This is a genomic window from Caulobacter sp. DWR2-3-1b2 (assembly GCF_049896345.1).
In the GTDB taxonomy this organism is placed as follows: Bacteria; Pseudomonadota; Alphaproteobacteria; order Caulobacterales; family Caulobacteraceae; genus Caulobacter.
The window spans coordinates 312,387-333,858 of the sequence record NZ_JAFCUC010000003.1; the positions used below are offsets into that span (position 1 = coordinate 312,387).

17 protein-coding genes, 4 tRNA genes and 1 pseudogene are annotated in these 21,472 nt (G+C 67.5%); 6 read left to right on the plus strand and 16 right to left on the minus strand.

Translation table 11 applies throughout. The features are described from left to right. Positions 1-32: 32 nt before the first annotated feature. The 6 genes from galA to ACP694_RS10735 all read left to right on the plus strand — a co-directional run bounded on the left by galA (position 33) and on the right by ACP694_RS10735 (position 10,132). Positions 33-2,540 carry a beta-galactosidase GalA gene (galA, locus tag ACP694_RS10710; RefSeq protein ID WP_426012236.1) on the plus strand — a complete coding sequence of 836 codons (2,508 nt, stop codon included), beginning with the start codon at positions 33-35 and terminating at the stop codon, positions 2,538-2,540. 87 nt (positions 2,541-2,627) lie between these two features. Beyond that, positions 2,628-3,092, plus strand: a complete 465-nt coding sequence (locus tag ACP694_RS10715) for a CopG family ribbon-helix-helix protein (protein WP_426012238.1) — start codon at positions 2,628-2,630, stop codon at positions 3,090-3,092. Next, positions 3,089-3,919, plus strand: coding sequence for an urea amidolyase associated protein UAAP1 (locus ACP694_RS10720; protein ID WP_426012240.1), 831 nt, complete (start codon positions 3,089-3,091; stop codon positions 3,917-3,919). The genes ACP694_RS10715 and ACP694_RS10720 overlap by 4 nt, the downstream gene beginning before the upstream one ends. A gap of 5 nt (positions 3,920-3,924) precedes the next feature. Continuing rightward, positions 3,925-4,551: an urea amidolyase associated protein UAAP2 gene (locus tag ACP694_RS10725; RefSeq protein ID WP_426012241.1), complete on the plus strand. Its 627-nt coding sequence runs from the start codon at positions 3,925-3,927 to the stop codon at positions 4,549-4,551. Between the two features lie 8 nt (positions 4,552-4,559). Continuing rightward, on the plus strand, positions 4,560-8,270 hold the full coding sequence (gene uca, locus ACP694_RS10730) for an urea carboxylase (RefSeq protein WP_426012242.1): 3,711 nt from the start codon (positions 4,560-4,562) through the stop codon (positions 8,268-8,270). Beyond that, positions 8,267-10,132 carry an allophanate hydrolase gene (locus ACP694_RS10735; protein ID WP_426012244.1) on the plus strand — a complete coding sequence of 622 codons (1,866 nt, stop codon included), beginning with the start codon at positions 8,267-8,269 and terminating at the stop codon, positions 10,130-10,132. The genes uca and ACP694_RS10735 overlap by 4 nt, the downstream gene beginning before the upstream one ends. A gap of 148 nt (positions 10,133-10,280) precedes the next feature. Here the strand turns inward: ACP694_RS10735 and ACP694_RS10740 are convergent, their stop codons facing one another. The 16 genes and pseudogenes from ACP694_RS10740 to ACP694_RS10815 all read right to left on the minus strand — a co-directional run bounded on the left by ACP694_RS10740 (position 10,281) and on the right by ACP694_RS10815 (position 21,436). Further along, the gene (locus tag ACP694_RS10740) at positions 10,281-11,042 is read right to left on the minus strand and encodes an ABC transporter ATP-binding protein (protein WP_426012245.1); all 762 of its coding nucleotides are present in this window, start codon (positions 11,040-11,042) and stop codon (positions 10,281-10,283) included. Position 11,043: 1 nt separating this feature from the next. Next, positions 11,044-11,862, minus strand: a complete 819-nt coding sequence (locus tag ACP694_RS10745; protein WP_426012246.1) for an ABC transporter permease — start codon at positions 11,860-11,862, stop codon at positions 11,044-11,046. A 79-nt stretch (positions 11,863-11,941) separates the two neighbouring features. After that, positions 11,942-13,054, minus strand: coding sequence for a putative urea ABC transporter substrate-binding protein (locus ACP694_RS10750; RefSeq protein ID WP_426012248.1), 1,113 nt, complete (start codon positions 13,052-13,054; stop codon positions 11,942-11,944). Between the two features lie 379 nt (positions 13,055-13,433). Continuing rightward, positions 13,434-13,706 carry a hypothetical protein gene (locus ACP694_RS10755; protein WP_426012249.1) on the minus strand — a complete coding sequence of 91 codons (273 nt, stop codon included), beginning with the start codon at positions 13,704-13,706 and terminating at the stop codon, positions 13,434-13,436. Between the two features lie 36 nt (positions 13,707-13,742). Then, positions 13,743-16,943: pseudogene (locus ACP694_RS10760) on the minus strand (glycosyl hydrolase family 8). 215 nt (positions 16,944-17,158) lie between these two features. Beyond that, the gene (locus ACP694_RS10765; RefSeq protein ID WP_426012251.1) at positions 17,159-17,548 is read right to left on the minus strand and encodes a hypothetical protein; all 390 of its coding nucleotides are present in this window, start codon (positions 17,546-17,548) and stop codon (positions 17,159-17,161) included. A 133-nt stretch (positions 17,549-17,681) separates the two neighbouring features. Next, positions 17,682-17,915 carry a hypothetical protein gene (locus tag ACP694_RS10770; protein ID WP_426012252.1) on the minus strand — a complete coding sequence of 78 codons (234 nt, stop codon included), beginning with the start codon at positions 17,913-17,915 and terminating at the stop codon, positions 17,682-17,684. Further along, positions 17,912-18,205, minus strand: a complete 294-nt coding sequence (locus ACP694_RS10775) for a glycosyltransferase (RefSeq protein ID WP_426012574.1) — start codon at positions 18,203-18,205, stop codon at positions 17,912-17,914. The genes ACP694_RS10770 and ACP694_RS10775 overlap by 4 nt, the downstream gene beginning before the upstream one ends. A gap of 24 nt (positions 18,206-18,229) precedes the next feature. Then, positions 18,230-18,628 (minus strand): hypothetical protein, encoded by a 399-nt coding sequence (locus ACP694_RS10780; protein ID WP_426012253.1) that lies wholly within the window; start codon positions 18,626-18,628, stop codon positions 18,230-18,232. Positions 18,629-19,206: 578 nt separating this feature from the next. Further along, positions 19,207-19,283 (minus strand) — tRNA-Arg (locus ACP694_RS10785). 54 nt (positions 19,284-19,337) lie between these two features. Then, positions 19,338-19,643, minus strand: coding sequence for an ETC complex I subunit (locus ACP694_RS10790; protein WP_426012255.1), 306 nt, complete (start codon positions 19,641-19,643; stop codon positions 19,338-19,340). Between the two features lie 42 nt (positions 19,644-19,685). Continuing rightward, positions 19,686-19,762 (minus strand) — tRNA-Pro (locus ACP694_RS10795). Positions 19,763-19,837: 75 nt separating this feature from the next. Beyond that, positions 19,838-20,356, minus strand: a complete 519-nt coding sequence (locus tag ACP694_RS10800) for a DUF192 domain-containing protein (RefSeq protein ID WP_426012257.1) — start codon at positions 20,354-20,356, stop codon at positions 19,838-19,840. A 96-nt stretch (positions 20,357-20,452) separates the two neighbouring features. Continuing rightward, positions 20,453-21,061, minus strand: coding sequence for a stationary phase survival cold shock domain protein CspD (gene cspD, locus ACP694_RS10805; RefSeq protein WP_426012258.1), 609 nt, complete (start codon positions 21,059-21,061; stop codon positions 20,453-20,455). Between the two features lie 171 nt (positions 21,062-21,232). Then, a tRNA-Glu gene (locus ACP694_RS10810) sits at positions 21,233-21,307 on the minus strand. A 54-nt stretch (positions 21,308-21,361) separates the two neighbouring features. Then, positions 21,362-21,436, minus strand: a tRNA-Glu gene (locus ACP694_RS10815). Between the last annotated feature and the right edge of the window lie 36 nt (positions 21,437-21,472).

Here is a 21,472-nt window from a genome sequence, read left to right on the forward strand (position 1 = left end):
CCCCTTTTTTTGCCTTTCGCGTGAGAAACCCGATGGTCGATTTCAGCCGACGTGATGCCCTGGTCGCCACCGTGGGCGTGACCACCCTGGCCGCCGCGTCGTCCGCGAACGCCGCCACGCCTTCGACGCCCGCACAGCCCGCCATCGACCTTTCGCCCCGCGAGCGTCGCTCGCTCGACTTCGACTGGCGCTTCAAGCTGGGGCATGCCCAGGATCCGGCCCGCGACTTCGGCTACGGCGCCAACCAGAGAACCTATGCCAAGGCCGGCGCGACCGCCGCCAACTGGCAGGTCAGCCAGCTTTCCGATCCTAAGTTCGACGCCAGCGCCTGGACGCCGGTCACCCTGCCCCACGACTGGGGCGTGGAGTTGCCGTTCGTCGACAACCCCGCGTTCGTCCCGTCCGGCAAGCCCGACGACGAGGACCTTCGCGCCGCCCATGGCTACAAGCCTCTGGGCCGCGAATTTCCCGAGACCAGCGTCGGCTGGTACCGCAAGACCTTCGCCCTGCCCGCCACCGACGCCGGCAAGCGATTGTCGATCGAGTTTGACGGAGCGTTCCGCGATGCCCTGGTCATCGTCAACGGCTACGTGCTGAGCCACGAGGACAGCGGCTACAGTCCTTTCCGTGTCGACGTCACCGACATCGCCAATCTCGGCGGAGACAACAGCCTGGTGGTTCGGGTCGACGCCTCGATCGGCGAGGGCTGGTTCTACGAGGGCGCGGGCCTCTATCGTCACGTCTGGCTGGTCAAGACCGCCGCGGTCCACGTGCCGCAGTGGGGCGTGTTCGTACGCGCCAAGATCGACGGGACCCTGTCGATCGACACAGATCTCATCAACGAGGGCGCCGCGCCTGCCGAGTACGAGCTCGTGCAGAGCGTGGTCGACGCTCAGGGCAAGCCGGTGCTGGCGCTGACCGCCGCTCAGGGTCGCCTGCCGGGCTGGGAGCGCCAGTCGCTGTCGCAGACCGCCCACATCGCCAGCCCGGTTCTGTGGTCGCTGGAGACTCCCCACCTCTACAGCTTGCTGACCGAGGTCAAGGTCGGCGCTGCCGTGGTCGATCGGTTCGTCACGCGGTTTGGCGTCCGCTCCATCGCCTTTGACGCCGACAAGGGCTTTCTGCTCAACGGCCAGTCTGTGAAGCTGAAGGGAACCTGCAATCACCAGGACCACGCCGGCGTGGGCGCTGCGATCCCTGACGCCCTGCAGGTCTGGCGGCTGGAACAGTTGAAAAGCATGGGCTGCAACGCCTACCGCGCCGCGCACAATCCGCCGACGCCCGAGTTGCTGGACGCCTGCGACCACCTGGGCATGCTTGTCATTGACGAAGCGCGCCGGATGTCCAGCGATCCCACGTCGATGGACGAGCTCGAACGGCTGGTCCGCCGCGACCGCAACCACCCCAGCGTCATCCTGTGGTCGATCGGTAATGAGGAGCCTCAGCAGGGCACGGCGCGCGGGGCCAAGGTGGCGACGACCATGAAGCGCCTGGTCAATCGCCTGGATCCGTCCCGCCTGGTCATCGCGGCCATGGACTCGGGGTTTGGCGAAGGCATCAGCGCGGTGATTGACGTCCAGGGCTTCAACTATCGCCACGAGAAGATGGACGACTTCCACGCGAAGTTCCCGAACGTGCCGATCATCGGCACCGAGAGCGCCAGCACCGTCGCCACGCGCGGCCAATACGCCCGCGATGACGCCAAGCTCTATGTACCCGCCTACGACACCGAGCACCCGTGGTGGGCCACCACCGCCGAACTGTGGTGGAGCCACGCGGCCGACCGCCCGTGGATGGCCGGCGGCTTTATCTGGACCGGGTTTGACTATCGCGGCGAGCCGACGCCTTTCAACAGGTGGCCGAGCATCAGCTCGCATTTCGGCGCGCTCGACACCTGCGGCTTCCCAAAGGACAATTACTACTACTACCGCGCCTGGTGGCGGCCCGAGCCGCTGCTGCACCTGCTGCCGCACTGGAACTGGGAAGGCCGCGAGGGCCAGCCGATCGCCGTCTGGGCCCACAGCAATTGCGACAAGGTCGAGCTGTTTCTCAACGGCAAGAGCCAGGGCGTTCGCGACGTCGTCCCCAATCACCACGTCGAGTGGTCGGTCCTCTACGCGCCTGGCGTGATCGAGGCCCATGGCTACAAGGCCGGCAAGGTCATCTTGCGCGAACGCCGCGAAACGGCTGGCCCGGCCGCCGCCCTGCGCTTTACGACCGACCGCTCGCGCCTGACCGCCGACGGCCAGGACGTGGCGATCCTCAAGGTCGAGGTGCTCGACGCCAAGGGGCGTCCCGCGCCTCGCGCCGACGACTCGGTCACCTTCACGGTGACAGGCCCCGGCCAGGTGATTGGGGTTGGCAACGGCAATCCCGCCAGCCACGAGCCGGACGTCGCCAGCCAGCGCAAGGCCTTCAACGGCCTGTGCCAAGCGATCGTCCGCACGCAACGCGAACCGGGGCAGCTTCGCGTCGTCGCCAGCGCGCCTGGCCTCAAGCCGGCCTCGGTGGTGATCGGCGTCAGCGCCCGCAACGCCTAGCGCAATTTTCGGGCAGGGCGCGGCAAGCTCGTGAAAGTTTGATATTACGTATTGCGATTTACGTAATACTCGATCTAGCTGGAGGGCATGGATATGCCCTCCTCCACCCTGGCGCGCCTGAGCGTCAGCTTGCCGGCCGAACTGCTGGACCAACTGGACGCCATGGTCGCCGAGCGCGGCCTGCCCAGTCGTTCGCAGATGATCGCCGAGCTGATCCGCCATGAGTTGGCCGAGCACAGCGGCGCGCGCTCCGACGCCGTGCTGGCCGGGACAATCACCTTGATCTACCGCGCCGAGAGCGGTCGCGTGCGACACGCCCTAGCCCAGACCCAGCTGGGCTATGTGAAAGAGGTGATCTCGGCCCAGAACGTCTTCCTCGAGGACGATCAGGCCATGGAGGTGCTGCTGGTCCAGGGGCCGTTCGAGCGCCTGCAGCAACTGTGCGACGACCTGCGCAAGGTGCGCGGCGTGCAACAGATCAAGCTGGTCACCACCACCGCCCTGCTACCGCCGCTGCACGCCCATGGCGACCACGACGGAGTGGCCGGATGAGCGACCTGAACACCGCCGATCCCTACGCCGCCCAGGCCCATGCCCGCGCCCAGGCCGGAACCCGCGCCGAAGCGATGCCGACGGTGCCGGCCAAGGCGGCGACCGACCTGCCGGACGGCGTGGCGTCGGCCGAGGTGGTCTGGGACGAAACCATCGCCCCCGGCGGCTACGCCAGTCGGCAGATCGCCCGCGGAACCCGCCTCCGCCTGACCGACCTGGCCGGCGACGCCAGCGCGTCCCTGCTGCTGTTCAACGCCGAGCGTCCGGTCGAGCGACTCAATATCGCCGACACCCTGAAGGTCCAGTGGAACGGCTACCTCGGCCAAGGCCGGTTGTTGCTGTCCGACATGGGCCGGGTGCTGGCCAGCCTGGTGGAGGACACCGCCGAAACGCACGACGCCTTCTGCGGGGCTTCGAACCAGGCGAGCAACGCGCGGAGGTATGGCGACGGCTTCAATCACGGCGCCCATCCCAACGCCCGCGACCGCTTGTCGCTGGGCGTCGCCAAGTTCGGCCTGGGGCGCAAGGACATCCATCCCTGCCTGAACCTGTTCAAGGCCGTGCGCATCGCCCAGGGCGGCGACACGCTGATCGACATCGGCCCCTACCCGCCCGGCCGGTTCGTCACCCTGCGCGCCGAGATGGACTTGATCGTCGTGGTCGCCAACTGCCCGCACGTGCTTGATCCGCGTCCAGACTATGTCGTCACACCGCTGCGGGCCACCGCCTGGCGCGGGCCCATCACCCCTGAATCCGACAGGATCCGAAACGCGACGCCGGAGGGCCTGAGGGCCTTTCTCAACGTCGAAGACTATTTCAGCCGGTGAGCGCCATGACCCTCTCTGCCCCGCCCCTGGGAAACATCGTCCACGACGAAGTCGTCGCCGCCCGCGCCCCGTGGCTGCACACGATCACGGCCGGCCAGACCCTGCGGATCGTCGATCTTGAGGGCAATCAGGCCGTCGATTTCCTGGCCTATAGCGCCGCCGACGACGCCGAACGCTACAGCGCCCAGGACACCGTCGCCGCCCAGGGCAACGTCTTCCTGCGCGAGGGCTCGGTGCTGCTGTCCAACGAGGGCGCGGCGATGATGACCATTACCGCAACGGCCGTAGCCTATCACGACACTATCGGCGGGGCCTGTTCCTGCGAGAGCAATACCCTGCGCTACGGCCACCACACCAAGGCCCAGCACGCCTGCGTCGAGAACTTCCTGATCGCCAACGCCCGCCACGGCCGCGGCAAGCGCGACATGGTCAGCAACGTCAACTGGTTCATGAACGTGCCCGTCGAGGCCGACGGGGCCCTGGGCATCGTCGACGGCATCTCGGCCCCCGGACTCTATGTCGATCTGCGGGCCGAGATGGACGTGGTGGTGGTGGTCTCCAACTGCCCGCAGATCAACAACCCCTGCAACGGCTTCAATCCGACGCCCGTGCGCATGATCGTTTCGGAATAGCCGCGCCCATGCTCGACAAGATTCCTTTCCACAAGGTCCTGATCGCAAACCGGGGCGCCATCGCCTGCCGGATCATCCGCACCCTGAAAGCCATGGGCGTGAAGTCCGTAGCGGTGTTCAGCGACGCCGACGCCGGCTCGCTGCATGTCAGTCTCGCGGACGAGGCCGTGCGGATCGGTCCGGCCCCGGCCGCCGAGAGCTACCTGCGGGGCGACCTGATCCTCGCGGCGGCCAAGGCAGCGGGCGCCCAGGCCATTCACCCGGGCTACGGCTTCCTCAGCGAGAACGCCGACTTCGCCCAGGCTTGTGAGGCGGCGGGCGTCGCCTTCATCGGCCCTACGCCCGCCAACATCCGCGCCTTCGGCCTCAAGCACACGGCCCGCGACCTGGCCCAGGCCCACGGCGTGCCGCTGGCGCCCGGCACCGACCTGCTGGTCGATCCAGCCGCCGCCCTGGAAGCCGCCGAGCGCATCGGCTTCCCCGTAATCCTGAAGGCCACGGCCGGCGGCGGCGGCATCGGCATGCGGGTCTGCGAGACGGCCGAGGCGGTGGCCGAGGCCTTCGCCGCCGTCCAGCGCCTGGCGACCGGCAATTTCAGCGATGGCGGAGTGTTTCTCGAACGCTATGTCCGCCAGGCTCGCCACGTCGAGGTCCAGGTGTTCGGCGACGGGGCAGGCAAGGTCATGGCCCTCGGCGAGCGCGACTGCTCGCTGCAGCGGCGCAACCAGAAGGTCGTCGAGGAAACCCCCGCTCCCGGCCTGCCCGCCGCCACCCGCGCCGCCCTGCTGGACGCCGCCGTGCGCCTGGCCTCGGCGGCGGACTATCGCTCTGCCGGCACGGTGGAGTTTCTGTACGACGCCGAACGCGACGACTTCTTCTTTCTGGAGGTCAACACCCGGCTACAGGTCGAGCATGGAGTCACCGAGCAGGTGACGGGCGTCGACCTTGTCGAGTGGATGGTGCGCGGCGCGACCGGCGACTTCAGCTTCCTCGACGGCCCGCCGCCCGAGCCGAAGGGCGCGTCGATCCAGGTCCGGCTCTATGCGGAGGACCCGGCCCAGGACTATCGCCCCAGCTCCGGCGTGCTGACGGAAGTGTCGTTCCCGGACGGGGTCCGCTCCGACGGCTGGGTGGTGGACGGAACCGAGGTCAGCGCCTTCTACGACCCGCTGCTGGCCAAGCTGATCGTCACGGCAGAAGACCGCCCCGCTGCCGTGGCGGCCTTGCAGTCGGCGCTGGACGAGACGCGCCTGGCCGGCATCGAGACCAATCTGCACTGGCTGCGCACCGTCGTCCGCTCCGAAGCTTTCGTCAGCGGCGAGGTCTCGACCCGTGCCCTCGAGGGCATAGTCTGGGCGCCCGACACCATTCAGGTGCTCAGCGGCGGGCCGGCCACCACCGTCCAGGACTGGCCTGGCCGCCAGGGCTACTGGGACGTGGGCGTCCCGCCGTCCGGCCCGATGGACGCCCTCGCCTTCCGGCTGGGCAACCGGCTGCTGGGCAATGGCGAACTCGCCGCCGGGTTGGAGATCACCGCCCTCGGCCCGACCCTGAAGTTCAACCGCCCGGCGGTCCTCTGCCTGACGGGCGCCGCGTTCGACGCCAAGCTCGATGGCGAACCGGCCCCAGCCTACGCGTCCTTCGCTGTGGCGCCGGGCCAGACCCTGAAGATCGGCCGCGTGGTCGGCGCTGGCCTGCGCGGTTACCTGCTGTTCCAGGGCGGGTTGGACGTGCCGACCTATCTGGGCAGTCGCTCGACTTTCACCCTGGGTGGCTTCGGCGGCCATGCCGGCCGAAGCCTGACGGCCGGCGACGTCCTGCGCTTGGCTGACGGGGACACGCCCATGGGCGTGTCCCCGACCTCATCCCTGCCATCGTCCCTGCGCCCCGTCCCGACCAAGGCCTGGACCATCCGCGTCCTGCCCGGCCCGCACGGCGCGCCGGACTTCTTCACGCCGGCCGACGTGGCGATGATCGGCGGCACGGACTGGAAGGTCCACTACAACTCCAACCGCACCGGCGTGAGGTTGATCGGACCCAAGCCGCAATGGGCGAGGCGCGACGGCGGCGAAGCCGGGCTGCATCCATCCAACATCCATGACAACGCCTATGCCATCGGCGCCATCGACTTCACCGGCGACATGCCGATCATTTTGGGGCCCGATGGGCCGTCGCTGGGCGGGTTCGTCTGTCCGTTCGTGATCATCCAGGCGGACCTGTGGAAGGCTGGACAGCTTGCGCCAGGCGATACGGTGCGGTTCGAGGTGGTGAATGATGCGGCGGCGGCCTTGGCTTTGGCCGAGCAGGAGACCTTGCTCGAAACGCTCAACGACTCCCGCCACCGGCCCTGCGGGCCACCTCCCCCACAAGGGGAGGCGTTGAACGAAAGTCCTCCTCCCGTGGGGGATGTGTCGGCGCAGCCGACGGAGGGGGGAGACCCTGTTCTTCGGGAGCTGCCCGAACAAGGCCACCGGCCCCGCGTCCTCTACCGCCGCCAGGGCGACCAACATCTGTTGATCGAGTACGGCCCCATCGTGCTGGACCTAGAGCTGCGGCTGCGCATCCACGCCCTGCTGCTGGAACTCCAGAGCCTAGCCCTGCCCGGCGTCATCGACCTGACCCCCGGCATCCGCTCGTTGCAGGTCCACTATGACAGCCGCCGCCTGACCCAGGCCGACCTGCTGGCCGCCCTGGTCGCGGTCGAGGAGCGGCTGGGGGGGCTGGATGACTTCGAGATCCCCTCACGCGTGGTCCACCTGCCTCTGAGCTGGAACGACCCGGCCATCAGACAGACCATCGACAAGTACATGCAGGCCGTCCGGGACGACGCGCCCTGGTGCCCCGACAACATCGAGTTCATCCGCCGCGTCAATGGCTTGGCCAGCATTGACGATGTCCAGCGCATCGTTTTCGACGCCCGCTACCTGGTGATGGGTCTGGGCGACGTCTATTTGGGCGCGCCGGTCGCCACCCCGGTCGATCCGCGCCATCGCCTGGTGACCACCAAGTACAACCCGGCCCGCACCTGGACCCCGCCCAATGTCGTCGGGATCGGCGGGGCCTATATGTGCATCTACGGCATGGAGGGTCCAGGCGGCTACCAGCTGTTCGGGCGCACCATCCAGGTCTGGAACACCTGGCGGCAGACCGAAGCCTTCACCGACGGCAAGCCGTGGCTGCTGCGGTTCTTCGACCAGATCCGTTTCTTCCCGGTCAGCGCCGAGGAACTGGCCGAGTGGCGTCGCGACTTCCCGCTGGGCCGTCGCCAGATCCGCATTGAGGAAGAGACCTTCCGCCTGTCCGACTACCGCAAGATGCTGGCCGAGAACGCGGACAGCATCGCCAGCTTCCAGGCCACCCGCCAGGCCGCCTTCGACGCCGAGCGCGCCGACTGGGAGGCCAAGGGCGAGTTCGCGCGGGTCGAGGCCCTGTCCAGTGTGAGCGACGACGCCGGCGACGCGGTGGCCGTCACGGCGCCGGACGGCAGCGACCTGGTCGAGGCCCCACTCGGCGGTAATGTCTGGAAGGTGCTGGTCGCGCCCGGGCAGCGGGTCGAGGCCGGAGCGGTGATCGCCGTGATCGAGGCGATGAAGGCCGAGGTGGACGTCAACAGTCCCACGGCCGGCGTCGTCACCGCCGTCTATGCTCAGCCCGCCCGGGCCATCGCCGCCGGCGCACCGATCGTCGCCATCGCGCCCGATCTGGAAGCGGCGGCATGAGCGACTTTCAGCGTCTGTCCGTCGTCGCGATCGCTGACGCGGTCAACGCCGGAGCCAGCGCGATCGCGATCGCCCAAGCGGCGCTCGACTCGGTCGCCGCCTATGACTTGATTCAGCCGCAAGTCTGGATCCTGCGCCTGCCGACAGAAACCGTTCTAGCCCAGGCTCGCGCCGTCGAGGCCCGGATCGCCGCAGGCGAAAGTTTGCCCCTGGCCGGCGTTCCCTTCGCTGTGAAGGACAATATCGACGTCGGCGGCTTGCCGACCAGCGCCGCCTGCCCGGCCTTCGCCTACGCGCCGCACCGCTCGGCGACCGTGGTCGAGCTGCTGGTCGCGGCCGGCGCCGTGCTGATCGGCAAGACCAACCTCGACCAGTTCGCCACTGGCCTGGTCGGGGCCCGCAGCCCCTACGGCGCGCCGCTGTGTGTGTTCAACCAAGACTATGTCAGCGGCGGCTCCAGCTCCGGTTCGGCCGTCGCCGTCGCGGCCGGCTTGGTCGCTTTCTCGCTCGGCACCGATACCGCCGGGTCGGGCCGCGTGCCGGCCGCCTTCAATCACCTGATCGGGCTCAAGCCCAGCAAAGGCCGGTGGAGCACGCGGGGCGTCGTTCCGGCCTGCCGGTCGCTGGACTGCGTCAGCGTGTTCACCGCCGACCTGGCGGGCGCGGCGTTGGTCGACGAGGTGCTGACGGCGTTCGACGTCGGGGATGACTATTCTCGGCGGGCGCCGGAAGGCCCGCTTGGTCGCTCCGCGACAGCTCCCCCAGGGGGAGAGCATCTGGCGGGCGCACAGCCTAAATCCTCCCCCTCTGGGGGAGGTGGCCCGGAGGGCAGGAGGGGGTTCGCCTTCGGCGTTCCTAAGCAAGACCAGCGCCTCTTCATGGGCGACGAGCAGTCCGCCGCCCTCTACGCCGCCGCGATCGCCCGCTTCACCGCCACCGGCGGCGCGCCCATCGAGATCGACATCGCCCCGCTGCTGGACTGCGCCAAGCTGCTCTACAGCGGCCCCTGGGTCGCCGAACGCACCGCCGCCGTCGGGGGCCTGCTGCGCGACAAGCCCGGCGCGATCCATCCGACGGTGCGGACCATCGTCCAGGGCGGGCTCTCGGTCAGCGGCGTCGAGACCTTCAACGGCCTTTACGCCCTGGAAGCCTATCGCCGCGCCGCCGAGCCGATCTGGGACGCGGTCGAGGTGCTCCTGCTACCCACCGCCCCGACCGTCTACCGCCTGAAGGAAGTGCTGGCCGAGCCGATCGCGCTGAACGCCAATCTCGGCCTCTACACCAATTTCGTGAACCTGCTCGACATGAGCGCCCTGGCCGTCCCCGCCGGCTTCCGTGAGAACGGGACGGGCTTTGGCGTCACCCTGATCGGACCGGCCTTCGCCGACCGCGCGCTGCTGGCCCTGGCCGAGCGCTACCTGGAGACCTTCCCCATGGCCGACACGCCCCCGCTCGACCTGACCCTGCGCAAGCCCGGCGTGAAGCTGGCCGTGGTCGGCGCCCACCTCGCCGGCATGCCCCTGCACTGGCAGCTGACCTCGCGCGAGGCCCGGCTGGTCTCGGCCACCAGGACTGCGCAGGCCTACAGGCTCTACGCCATGGCCGAGACGACGCCGCCGAAGCCGGCCCTGATCCATGTCGGGGACGGAGGGTCATCGATCCTGGTAGAGGTCTATGAACTGGATTTTGAGGCTTTCGGGTCCTTCGTCGCCGAGGTCCCGGCGCCGCTGGCGATCGGGACAGTGACCCTGGAGGACGGGACCTCGGTCAAGGGTTTCGTGGCGGAGCCGCGGGCGCTGAATGGCGCGACCGACATTACCGAACTGGGCGGCTGGCGAGCCTATATCGCTTCGCTGGCTTAGCGAACCTCACCCACTTGCCCCCTACGGATCGCTTCGCGATCGTCTTCCCCCACAGGGGGAAGAGCTCAGAGCTCCGCCCCTTATGGGGGCGGACAGACCGTGAAGCGGTCAGGTGGGGGCAAGTATTAGGGGGCATGACTGGTCAGGGCTACTTCCCCAATCCCGCCAGCGCCTCAGGCCCCACCGCACCCGGCTTGTCCAACGGGAAGTCATAGACCGCCGTCGAGCCGTAGCGGTGCGGGGCCTGAGGATCGCGCCGCCGCTTGTCGAAGGCCAGGACGCGGGTGCCCAGCTTGAAGGCTTCCTTGATGTCGTGGGTGACCATCATGATCGTCAGGCCGTGCTCGCGCCAAAGGCCGGTGATCAACTCATGCATGTCCAGGCGAACGCCTGGGTCCAGGGCGCCGAACGGTTCATCGAGCAGCAGGATGCGCGGTCTCTTGATCAGGGCCTGAGCGATGGCGAGGCGCTGCTGCATGCCGCCCGAGAGCTGGGCGGGATAGACGTCGCCACTGTCGCCAAGACCGACGGCGGCCAGCATGGCGTCGGCCTGCTCCTGGGCGGCGCGACGCTTGGCCCCCGACGGGCGGCCAAGGAGCGGCGAGCCAGCGCAGTCGAGGCCGAACACGACATTGTCCCGGGCGCTCAGGTGGGGAAACACCGAATATTTCTGAAACACCACGCCGCGATCCGGTCCCGGTTCGGCGCGCAGCTTGCGGCCGTCAAGGTCGATCGCGCCCTTGGTCGGCGCCTCTTGGCCCAAGGCCAGGCGCAGGAAGGTGCTCTTGCCCGCGCCGGACGGACCGACGATGGAAACGAAGCTGCCCTCCCCGATCGACAGGTCGACATTTTCGAGCACGACCTTGTCGCCGTACTCCACCCAGACATTGCGGAAGGTCAGCAGGGCCATCTCAGCGGCTCCGCGCCGGATGCGCCCACGGATAGACCCGGCGGCTGGCGGTGCGCAGCGCCCAGTCCATCAGCACCGCCAGAATCGAGATCCAGACGACGTAGGGCAGGATGATGTCCATGGAGAGATAGCGGCGGACCAGGAAGATCCGGTAACCCAGGCCCACATCGGCGGCGATGGCTTCGGCGGAGATCAGATAGACCCAGGCCGGGCATAGCGACAGGCGCAGGCTGTCGATCAGCCGCGGCATGGCCTGGGGCAGCGCCACGCGCAGGGCCAGTTGCCAGGTGCTGGCGCCCAGGGTCTGGGCCTTGACCAGCTGTTCTTCCGGGATGGCGGCGACCTGGGCGGCGAGGTCGCGGACCATGACCGGGGTAATGCCGATGACGATCAGGGCGATCTTCGCGGTCTCGCCCAGGCCAAAGACGATGAACAGGATCGGCAGAACGGCGATCGGGGGCACCACGGCGATGGCCGCCACCAGCGGCCCGAACTTGGCGCGCAACAGGGGCAGCAGCCCCAGGCCGAGGCCCAGCACCAGGGCCGTACCGGTCGATAACGTCAGGGCGATCCCGATCCGGCGCAGACTGGCCACAGTGTCGACCACCAACGGGGCGTCCCCGGTCAGGGGATCGACCTTCGCCATCAACTGCACCGCCTCGACCATGGCGGTCGGGGTGGGCAGCAGCTTGTCGCGTGGGTTCTCGGCATGGCGGGCCTGGGAGGCCATCAGATAGACCAGCGCCACCGCCAGTAGCGGCACGAGGCCCAACAAGACGCCGAGGCCGCGTCCTGGTCTGACGTTCAACAATCGGCGCATGGGGCGGGGTTGGGTCCTTGGCTGTCTCGAAAAAGGGGCGTCCTAACTTCCGTCTTCCCGGGGAGACGGATTGAAAGGTCTATAGCTTGCCGTCGGCGGCCTGCTGAACATAGGTCGGATCGAAGCGCAGCTTCACATTGGCCGGGTCGCCCAGGGTCTTGCCGCCCGGGAAGCTGATGCCAATGTCGTCCACCGACTTCGCGCCCTGGCCAAAAAGCCCCATGTTGAAGCTGAACTTGCGGACGCGGTCGTTGGCGGTGATCAAGTCTGGGCTGACCGTTGCGGCCAGGGCGGCCTGGGGCGTGGCGTAGAGGTAGGTGGTCTTCAGCTGGTTCTCGAAGCCGGCCAGGTCGGAGCCCGACAGCTTGGCCATCGCCTCGCGCGCCGCCTTGCCTTCAGGGGTCTGGGCGACGGTCAGGGCCGTGACTTCGTACCAGATGCCGGTCAGCGCCTTGCCCAGGTTGGGATTGGCCTTCAAGGCCTCGGTGCTGACCATCAGGCCGTCGAGGATCTCGCCGGGGATCTTGGAGCTGTCGAACACCTCGGTGGCGCCCGGCATCTTCTTTACTTCCGACAGCTGCGGGTTCCAGGTCACCAGGGCCTTGGTGTCGGCCGCGCCATAGGCGCCGACGATGTCGGCGTCGGAGGTGTTGACCGTCTTGACGTCGGCCATTTTCAGCCCGGCCATCTCCAGGGCGCGGGCCAGCAGGTAATGCGAGACCGACAGCTCGACCAGGTTGACGGGTCGATCCTTGATCTGGGCCAGGGTCGTTCCGTTCTTCAGGATCACCCCGTCATTGCCGTTGGAATAGTCGCCGATCATCAGGACGGTGGTGTCCTTGCCGGCGGCGGCGGGCACGGTCAGGGCGTCCATGTTGGTGGCGGTGACGCCGTCCAGCTTGCCGGCCGAGAACTGGTTCAGCGACTCGACATAGTCGTTGATCTGCACCAACTCGATCTGCACGCCGTACTTGTCGGCCCACTTCTTCACGATGCCCGACTGCTGAGCGTAGGCCCAGGGCATCCAGCCGGCATAGATGGTCCAGCCGATCTTGTAGTCGGTCTTGGCGGCGGTCGCGACGGGTGTCGCTGGGGTCGCGGTCTTCTCGGCCGGCTTTCCGCACGAGGCCAGGGCCAGGCAGGATACCGCCAGGGCGGCGATGAAACGCTTGCGGGTGAACAGGGTGCTCATGAGCGGTCTCCCTCGAATTTCGCTGGAGACCAGGGTTCCGCATATTACGAGTTTGCGCAATCGTAATACTGGAGCGAAGCAGCGCCGGTCGCCTGCGGCCATGGGACTTGCCACAAAAGCGGGCCACCCGGCGACGCGGCGCCGTTTCCCGCGCCGTTTCCGCCTTCAAATACGAGGATTTGTCTGCCGACGTCCCAACAAGGAATGCGGAGACCTGTTCCGATAACCGCGCTTAGTTCCTGAGCGACGGTCGTGGCTAGAGCATTTTTCGAGCGAAGTGGTTCCGGTTCGCGTGAAGAAAAATGTTTCAAAACAAACGATTAGAGCTCACGGCCTGACGCAGTCAGGTCGGGAAATGCTCTAGAGAGCGAGAGAAGCGCTAACGCTTGCTCATCCGGTTGAAAATCCCGGCCAACGGCGTGCCGCGGGGAGCGACCAGCGCCGCTTCGACATTATAGGCGCGAAACAGGCCGACATGGGCCTGCCGCGCATCTTCGTTGGCCGCACGATCCGGTGTCGGAAAAGACGGGCTTTTGACCGCGAGCGCAGGCTCGGCGATCTGCACCGCGTCCCATTTCTGGTCCTCGAAGACCTGATAGGGCAGGTCGGCCTGATTGATCATCGAAAAGAGACGATTGATGTCACGGGGCATGACACCACTCCGCCGCGCGATCGCACGGCCCAGGGGTTAAGGGCGCCGCTCCTCCGTCTCCCGAGCCGCCAGATCGGCGAGCAGGGTCAAGGCCGAGGCGTAGTAGGCGTGATCCGGTGTCGCCCCCGCGACGGTCCGGACCTTCGTGTCATTCAGGGCCAGGGCGGCGATGGCGGCACCCCCGCTTGATATAGTAAATTCGGCGACTTGGCCGCTCGACAAATTGACCCAGGCCGGCGGACGCTTGCCGGCCCGCAACGCCTGGCGCCAAAAGGTTTTCTCGCTCGCCGCCAGGGCGTCCTCGCCACCCCAAACAATGTAAAGCGGCACCCTGATCGCCTCGAATTCGAACAGCGGGGGCTTGTCCGGGGCTGGAAAAATCTGTCCATCGACGCCGACCAGCAGCCAGTCGGGTGCCAGGTTGTGCGAACCGAAGCGTCCGTCACGCGCCGGAATCAGGCCGCTTGCGATCAGGCTGCGCCAGGGCGCGCCGCCGCCGTCGGCCTCGGCGAAGTCCTGCAAGGCCGGCAGCACGAAGTAGGATGGGTTGGTCGTCACCCCGCCGGCGCCGCGAAAACCTTCCTCGCCGGGCAGGAGCACCGTACGGCCACCGATCTCGACGGCCAGCCGGTCGGCCACCGCGCCACGCAGCCGGGCCGAGGCGGCCAGGTATTCTGGTTCGCGCCAGCGACGGCCGGCCCGCAGCAGCGCCCAGGCGACAAAGATATCCCCGTCGGCGGCGTTGTTCTCGTCGGCCACCGCCGGGGTCGCCCGCGGATCATATCACCAGGCCAGCAGCGGGGCCTTCTCGCGCGCGAGGTGGGCCTGGGTCCAACCCCAGGCGCGGTCGAAGGTCTGGCGGTCGCCGTGCGCCTCGGCCAGCAGCATGGTCCAGCCCTGGCCCTCGCTGTGGCTGACGCCGCCGTTCTCGGGATCCACGACGCGGCCGTCTTGCAAGACATAGGCGGCCTTGAACGCCGCCCAGCCATCCGAGGGCCGCGCGCAGGCGCCCGCCCCGCCGCCCAAGGCGATCGCCATCATCCGCACCAGCCTAAGCCCGGTGTTCGAACACCAGGGGCCGAGCGCGCGGATCGCGGCAAATGGTCGCCGCGCCAAGGCTGCCCTGGTCATTAAGCCAGGCGCCGTAGGTCCGGCCAGGACCTCCGCCATGAGCGGTAGCCAAGCCTGGCCGGCATCGTACGACAGGCTGACCCCGCCACCGCTGCGCATGACTCGGCCATAGCGCTCGCCGGTCACCGGGTCGCGGGCTCCGGTATAGGCGATGACGCTGTCGGTCACCGGGCGGCGCTCGACCCACAGCTTGGCCTGACCAGAGGGTCCAAGACGCGGCGACCAAGCGGCGCCCCCCGCCGCGTCGACCTTGCCAAAGCCAAGGGGCGAGGTCCCGATGTCGGCGGCGAAATCGCCGGCCTTGACCCCCAGGTTCACCGCAGCGCCCGAGGCGCTCTGGGTCCCGGCGCTTCGATAGACCGGCGCATAGGCCCCGACGATGGCGCGAGCATTGGTGATCTGATTGGCGCCGAACCGCTGCTCGGCGCTGCCGCCCGGCGTGCCGGCGTCGATGCTGACCGGCGAGATGGAGGCCGTGAACCGCGCGCCGCCCAGCGAGGTGGCGGCCGAGGCCGTGGCCGATAGCTCGTCAAGCTTGCCGAGACCCGCCTCGCCCGAACGGGTGCGAAACTTGGCGGAGCCGGAAACCTCGACGGCCGTTCTGGCGGTCAGTTCGGCGATCTGCCGGTCGATGTCGCTGACCACGGGGTCGCTGGCCGCCGGGGCCAGGGCGAATGTGTTGCCTTCGCTCTGCGCGGCATAGAGGGGCGGCGCATAGGTCGTCGCGGGCGGCGGCGCGGCGGCCTCCCCGCCCCGGCCGTTGCGGCCCGTGAACGGAAAGGCGACGCCGGCCTGGCGCAGACGGTCGGCCCGCTCGGCGCCGAGCGTGGCGGTCAGGTCGGCGACACCCTGCATCCCCTGTTGCGTCGAGCCGGCCCGTGCTGCGGCCTGGCGGATCAGGGCGGCGGCCTCGGCGTCACGACCAGCGCGGGCCAGGACCGTGACCATGCCGTCATAGCTCGCGGGCGGCTCGGTGACGCCGGCCATCAGGGCTTCCTGGGCCAGGGCCAGCGCCGTCTGCTCGTCGCCCATCTCGTAAAGCGCCACGGCCACCCGGCCGCTGGTCTCGACCGGCAGGTCGGAACGCGTCGCCACGGAGCGCAGATATCCAGCGCCGCCGCCGCGCTGAGCCTGCTGGATGGCCGCGTCGATCTCCAGCCGCGACCGCAGCGCGGCCACCGCCGGGGTGACCTGGGTGGGCGATACGCGGTTGATCAGCATCAGGGCGTCCGCGGGACGACCTTGTTGGTCCGCGAACAGGGCGGCGGCCTGGATGTGTTCGGGATTGGCGCTCGAGGCCACGGGCGCCATCAATCCCTGGGCGGCGGCGGCCTCGCCCTGTCCGGCCAGAAAGCGCGCGAAGTCCAGACGAACCCAGGGATCGCCGGGCGCGGCGGCCAAGGCGGCCTCGAACGCGGTGTTGGCCCCCGATAGGTCGCCGTTGGCCCATAACCGGTTGGCGCGGTCGTGGTCCAGGCGACCGCGCACGGCGCTCTGGCCGCTGGCGTCGAGTTGGAAAGCAGGCGACTGGTCGGCCGGGGCCTCGGCTTCGCCAGACCGGTTCTGGTCGAGCAGAGCCTGGACCAAGCCCTGCTGCGCCTCAACCTGACCCGGCGCGACGGCCAGGATCTGGCGATAGACGGTCTCGGCCTGCGCCGCCTCGCCCTGGCGGCGCAGGGCTTCGGCCAGCAAACCCTGGGCCATGGCGCGCTCGGGATAGGCCGGACCGGTGAGCGGCCGCAGCGCCCGCCCGGCCTCGACGGCGCGGCCCTGGTTCAGGGCGGCCTGGCCCTGTTGCAGGCCGGCATAGAATCTGGCGCTGGTCAGGGCTTCCCTCCAGCGGCTTGCCGAGCCCGGGCTCGCGCGAGCGGCGCGTTCGAGCAGGCCGGCGGCTTCCGCGAAGCGCTGACCGCGCAGGCGCACCAAGCCCAGGCCGCCCAGCGCGTCGGCGTCATTGGACCGGCGGGTGATCGCGGCCAAGAAACGCGCCTCGGCCACCGCCAGATCATTGCGCTGGAGCGCCGCGAAGCCCTCGGCTCGCCCCTTGGCGCTGGGATCAACGGCCGGCTTGGCGTTGGCCGAGACCGGGCGATTGGCGTCGGCCAATTTGCGACCGATGTCGGCGTCGCCGGGATGGGCGGCGAGATAGTCGCTGAATAGGCCAGCGTTGCGTGGGGCGACATCGGTACAGATCAGGGCTTGGCGCCAGGCGGCCGCGGCCTTGGCGGCGGTCGCCCCCCGCTGATCGACAGCTTCGACAGCAGCGCCACGCCTTCGCGGCGGGCGCCTTCACGATAGGTCAGGGCCTGGCCCAAGGCCAGTTACACATTGGTGTCGCCAGGCTTGCGCGCGGCCAGCGACCGCAGGCCCTCCTGGGCCTGGGCAAGGCCGCCCGGCGCGCCCGCCAGGGTCTGAAAATATTCCAGCGCCGCGGAATTCGGCGGGATCGAGCCCCCAAACGTCTGGCGGTAGGCGGCCGCCGCCGCTGCGGTCTCACCACGCTGGGCCAGGGCGCGCGCCTGGCTCAAACCGCTGGCCTGGCCCTTCGCAATGGGGGCGTTCGGGTTGCTGAGCGCGGCAAGACCCTGGCGGGCCGCCGCATTGCCAGGCTCGGCGGCCAGGACCCGGCGATAGGGGTCGGCCGCCAGATCCTTGCGACCTTTCTGGCTCGCTGAGGCAGGGTCAGCCCCTTGCCGAGCAGCGGATGTCAATCCGGAAGATTTGGGTCCATGCCCCGCGCCCAGCGGATGCGCTGACCGATGTGCAGGGCCAGGCGTTCGGTCGCCAGCCCCGCCGACAAGCGGATTTCCAGGAAGGCGGTGTTCCAGCACCGTCACTGCTGTTTCAGGGCGGTATGGGCGCGAGGGCCGAGCGCCGGAGCACCGCGCAGGAGCCGCAGAAAAAGGCGGCGTTCCACAGGTCGTTGCCAGGCTGGACGACGCCGTAGAACAGGTCGCCTTCGCCGGGAATGTCGCGCACCGTCTGCAGGTTCCGCTGCACCGGATCGGGCGAATGGAAGTGGTGGGGTGTCTGCAGCAAGGCCAGGCGAGCATCCTCCTGGAACCAGCCGACAGTCATCTGCAGGAAGGCGCGCGTGGGGATGGGTCGCAGTCGAAGATGCAGACCAGCTCCGCAGCGGTCTGCTCCAGGGCATGGTTCAGATTGCCGGCCTTGGCGCCCTTGTTGTCTGGACGCGTGATGTAGATCGCCCCGGCCATTTCGGCGAAGGCCTTGAACGCGGGTCGCTTGCCGTCGTCCAGCAGATAGACCTGATAACGATCGCGCGGATAGTCCATGCCGATCGCCGCCAGGACGGTATCCTGCACGATCTCCAGGCTTTCGTTATAGGTCGGGATGAAGACGTCGATCCTTGGTCACATGGCGGGCGGGCCTTACAGGGGCCGGACCGGGCGCTGTAGAGGCCAGGCGGTCTGCAAATAGCCCGGCAGCATGATCATCCAGGCGTAGATTTCGGCCATGTAAAGGCCGATGCCGAAGAACGTCTCGGCCGGCGTGCGGAAATGCAGGGTCTCGGTCGTGCGCCACCAGACGTATCGCGTGCTGACGATCACCGAGACGAGGGACAGAGCGATGGTCAGATGCCGCGATTGCGAGGCGCGATTGGCCACGATGACGATGATGATCGTGGTCAGGGCGAACAGCGCCTGGGCCTGGGCCTGGAAGCTAAGCGGAATGACGATGGCGACGCCAGCTACGCAGAGCACGCCGGCGATGGCGACCAGCCAGGCGGAGCGGGTGGCGAGGCGCTCGATCGTTGAGCCTTCGGTCATGACTCTCTATCCGGCGAGCGCCCGAACGAGGCGGCACTCGGAGGATAGAGTTAGGGGTCAGCATCCAGTACACCTTCCAGGCTACACGCCGTAACACCCCCTCAGCGTGCACTTGATATCTACAAGCCTAACTCACTTAGCAAAAACGTGAAGTCTAATTTTTTGAAAATATATTAATTAACAAAACCAATGATGACGCATAGCTAAAACATGGCGCGTTTACGATATTTGCTGCGCGAACGTCAGCGGCAAGACTACTCAAAGCCTCGCATAGACAAATTTGCTGTGCATGCAAGCAATGTTGAAGGCAGGCGCCTCAGAATACGTCCGCAAGGAAAATTGGCTGTAATTTCGTATGTTTACGCCAGACCAACCCATGATTGATCGGCGCAGTCACCCACCTGGAATTGCAGGGAGAACGAGGATTGGTTCGCTTGGTCAACATTGTTCAATCTTGGCGAATCAACACCGACGTGAAGCCAGCCGCCCTTCGCCAACCCGCATGTCTTGTTGCACGACTTGTCCATCCCGGCTTGGTGGGCCTCCTCGAACGGAGGAACCATCCGGCACGCGGCAGGTGGCGCGCCCTGCTGGATTCGAACCAGCGACCGCTCGCTTAGAAGGCGAGTGCTCTATCCATCTGAGCTAAGGGCGCGGACCTTGAGGCCCGACTTCGTGGTCTTCGGGCGGAAATGTTGAGGCGGAAAGCCTAGTGCGTCCAAGGCTGGCGACGGCCGGCGGCGAAGTTGTCGGCGTACGCCTTGATGATCCGCCTGGGCGTCTTGGGCTCGAACAGCTGGAACGAGATTTCGTGACGCTGGGCGTAGGCCACGGCCTCTTCGCGGGTCTCGAAGTCGAGGCGGACCTGACCGTTCATGTCGCTCGACTGGGTCCAGCCCATCAGCGGGTCGGACCGTCTGGCCGAGGCCGGTTCGAACTCCAGCACCCAATGCGTGGTCTTGGCCTTACCGGACTGCATGGCGGTCTTGGCGGGGCGGTAGATGCGCGCGAGCATGAGCCTCTCCAGGTCGATCTATCACCCAAAAAGGGCCTGCGGTGGTCGGAGCGGCAGGATTTGAACCTGCGACCCTCTGGTCCCAAACCAGATGCGCTACCAAGCTGCGCTACGCTCCGGAACACCGGCAGGCGCGTGCTCTACAGGGCTTCGCCGCGCGGAGCAACGCATCCGAGCACGGTTTCCGGCGGAACTCAGCCTTTCGGGAAGATTTTGTTGAGCACCCGATCGCCGGGCAGGATGCCCAGCTGGGCCGCGCGGCCGCCGGGGATTTCCAGCACACCGCCGATCACGCCCCCGGACGGCAGCGGAGTCTCATCGTGCGGCACGGCGTTGCGGGCGATCGACAGCACCCGGCCATTGGGCGCGATATAGATGATGTCGAGCGGGATCAGGGTGTTCTTCATCCAGAAGGCCGCCCGCTGGGGCGGGTTATACGGAAACAGCATCCCGCGATCGAGCGCCAGGGACTTGCGGAACATCAGCCCCCGCTCTTGTTCGGCGCGGCTGACGGCCAGCTCGACCGTGAACTTGGCCGAACCCCGGCTGGTCCGGATTTCGACGGTGTCGAGCCTGCTGGTGGGCTTGCCGGCGACGCCGGCCGGCCTGGGCTTGGCCTGGAAGGCCTCGGCGGGCGCGGCCACCAAGGCCACGCCGAGCAACATCAGGACGATGACCTGCCGTCCCGGAACCCGTCGTCCCAGAGTCGTCATCACGCCTTGCCCATCTCGTTGGATATCTCGCCAAGCCGTTCTCGCGATATGTCCTAATAGGACGCTGCACGCGATGGCGAAAACGTGGCCGCCCTGTCAGTCGTCGGCGGCGGTGATCTCGGCGACGACCAGGCCCTTAGGTCCATCGGCGAAGCGCACCATCACGTCTTCACCGGGCTGGAGGTCTTCAAGGCCGCCGCGACGCAGGGTCTCGATATGCACGAAGATATCGCCAGGCTGGCCGTCGCGAACCACGAAGCCGTAACCCTTGGTGCGGTTGAACCATTTCACCTTGGCGCGCTCGGCCGGTCCGACAGGCTCCAGCGCTTGACGCCCGCTGTCGATGCCCGGTCGGAAGCTGTCGCGCTCGCGGCGCAAGCCCATGCCGGCGTCGCCGAACGGCCGCTTGGGACGCTCTATGGAGTCGCTGGCGGCGCTTTCGTCCAGGTCGACCACCTCCGAAACCTGCCAGCCCTTGGGGCGCTTGACCACGTCGCAAACGATCACCGCGCCCTCGAGCGCCGACTCCCGCCCGCAGTTGCGCAGCGAGGTGACGTGCAGCAGCACGTCCTTCAGGCCGGTTTGACCCGGATCGTCGGGCACGATGAAACCGTAACCCTTGCCCGTATCAAACCACTTCACGCGCCCGCTGATCCGCACGAATTCCTCGTGCGATCCCGATGCTTCGAAATCGAAACCAGACATTCCGCCCCTCTGGCCCGCCCAAACAGCCCAAGGGGCGAGCACCACTGAATAACACTGTTCTCGCGTGAGGAGAGCCGTCAATAACCAATTGAGGGGGATTGCCCATCAGGTGACAGCCGCGACATTTCGTCGCGGCTTCAAAACCGACATAAACCTGGGTGATGGTCGTGGTGGTAGTCCCTAGGGGAGTCGAACCCCTCTCTCCAGAATGAAAATCTGGCGTCCTAACCGATAGACGAAGGGACCACGGCGCCTGCATCAGGCGGGTATTCGCATGTAAAGTCTAAGTAGGCTTGGCGGTGGTAGTCCCTAGGGGAGTCGAACCCCTCTCTCCAGAATGAAAATCTGGCGTCCTAACCGATAGACGAAGGGACCACGTGGCCGCGAAGAGCAGGCGATATACAAAGCTTC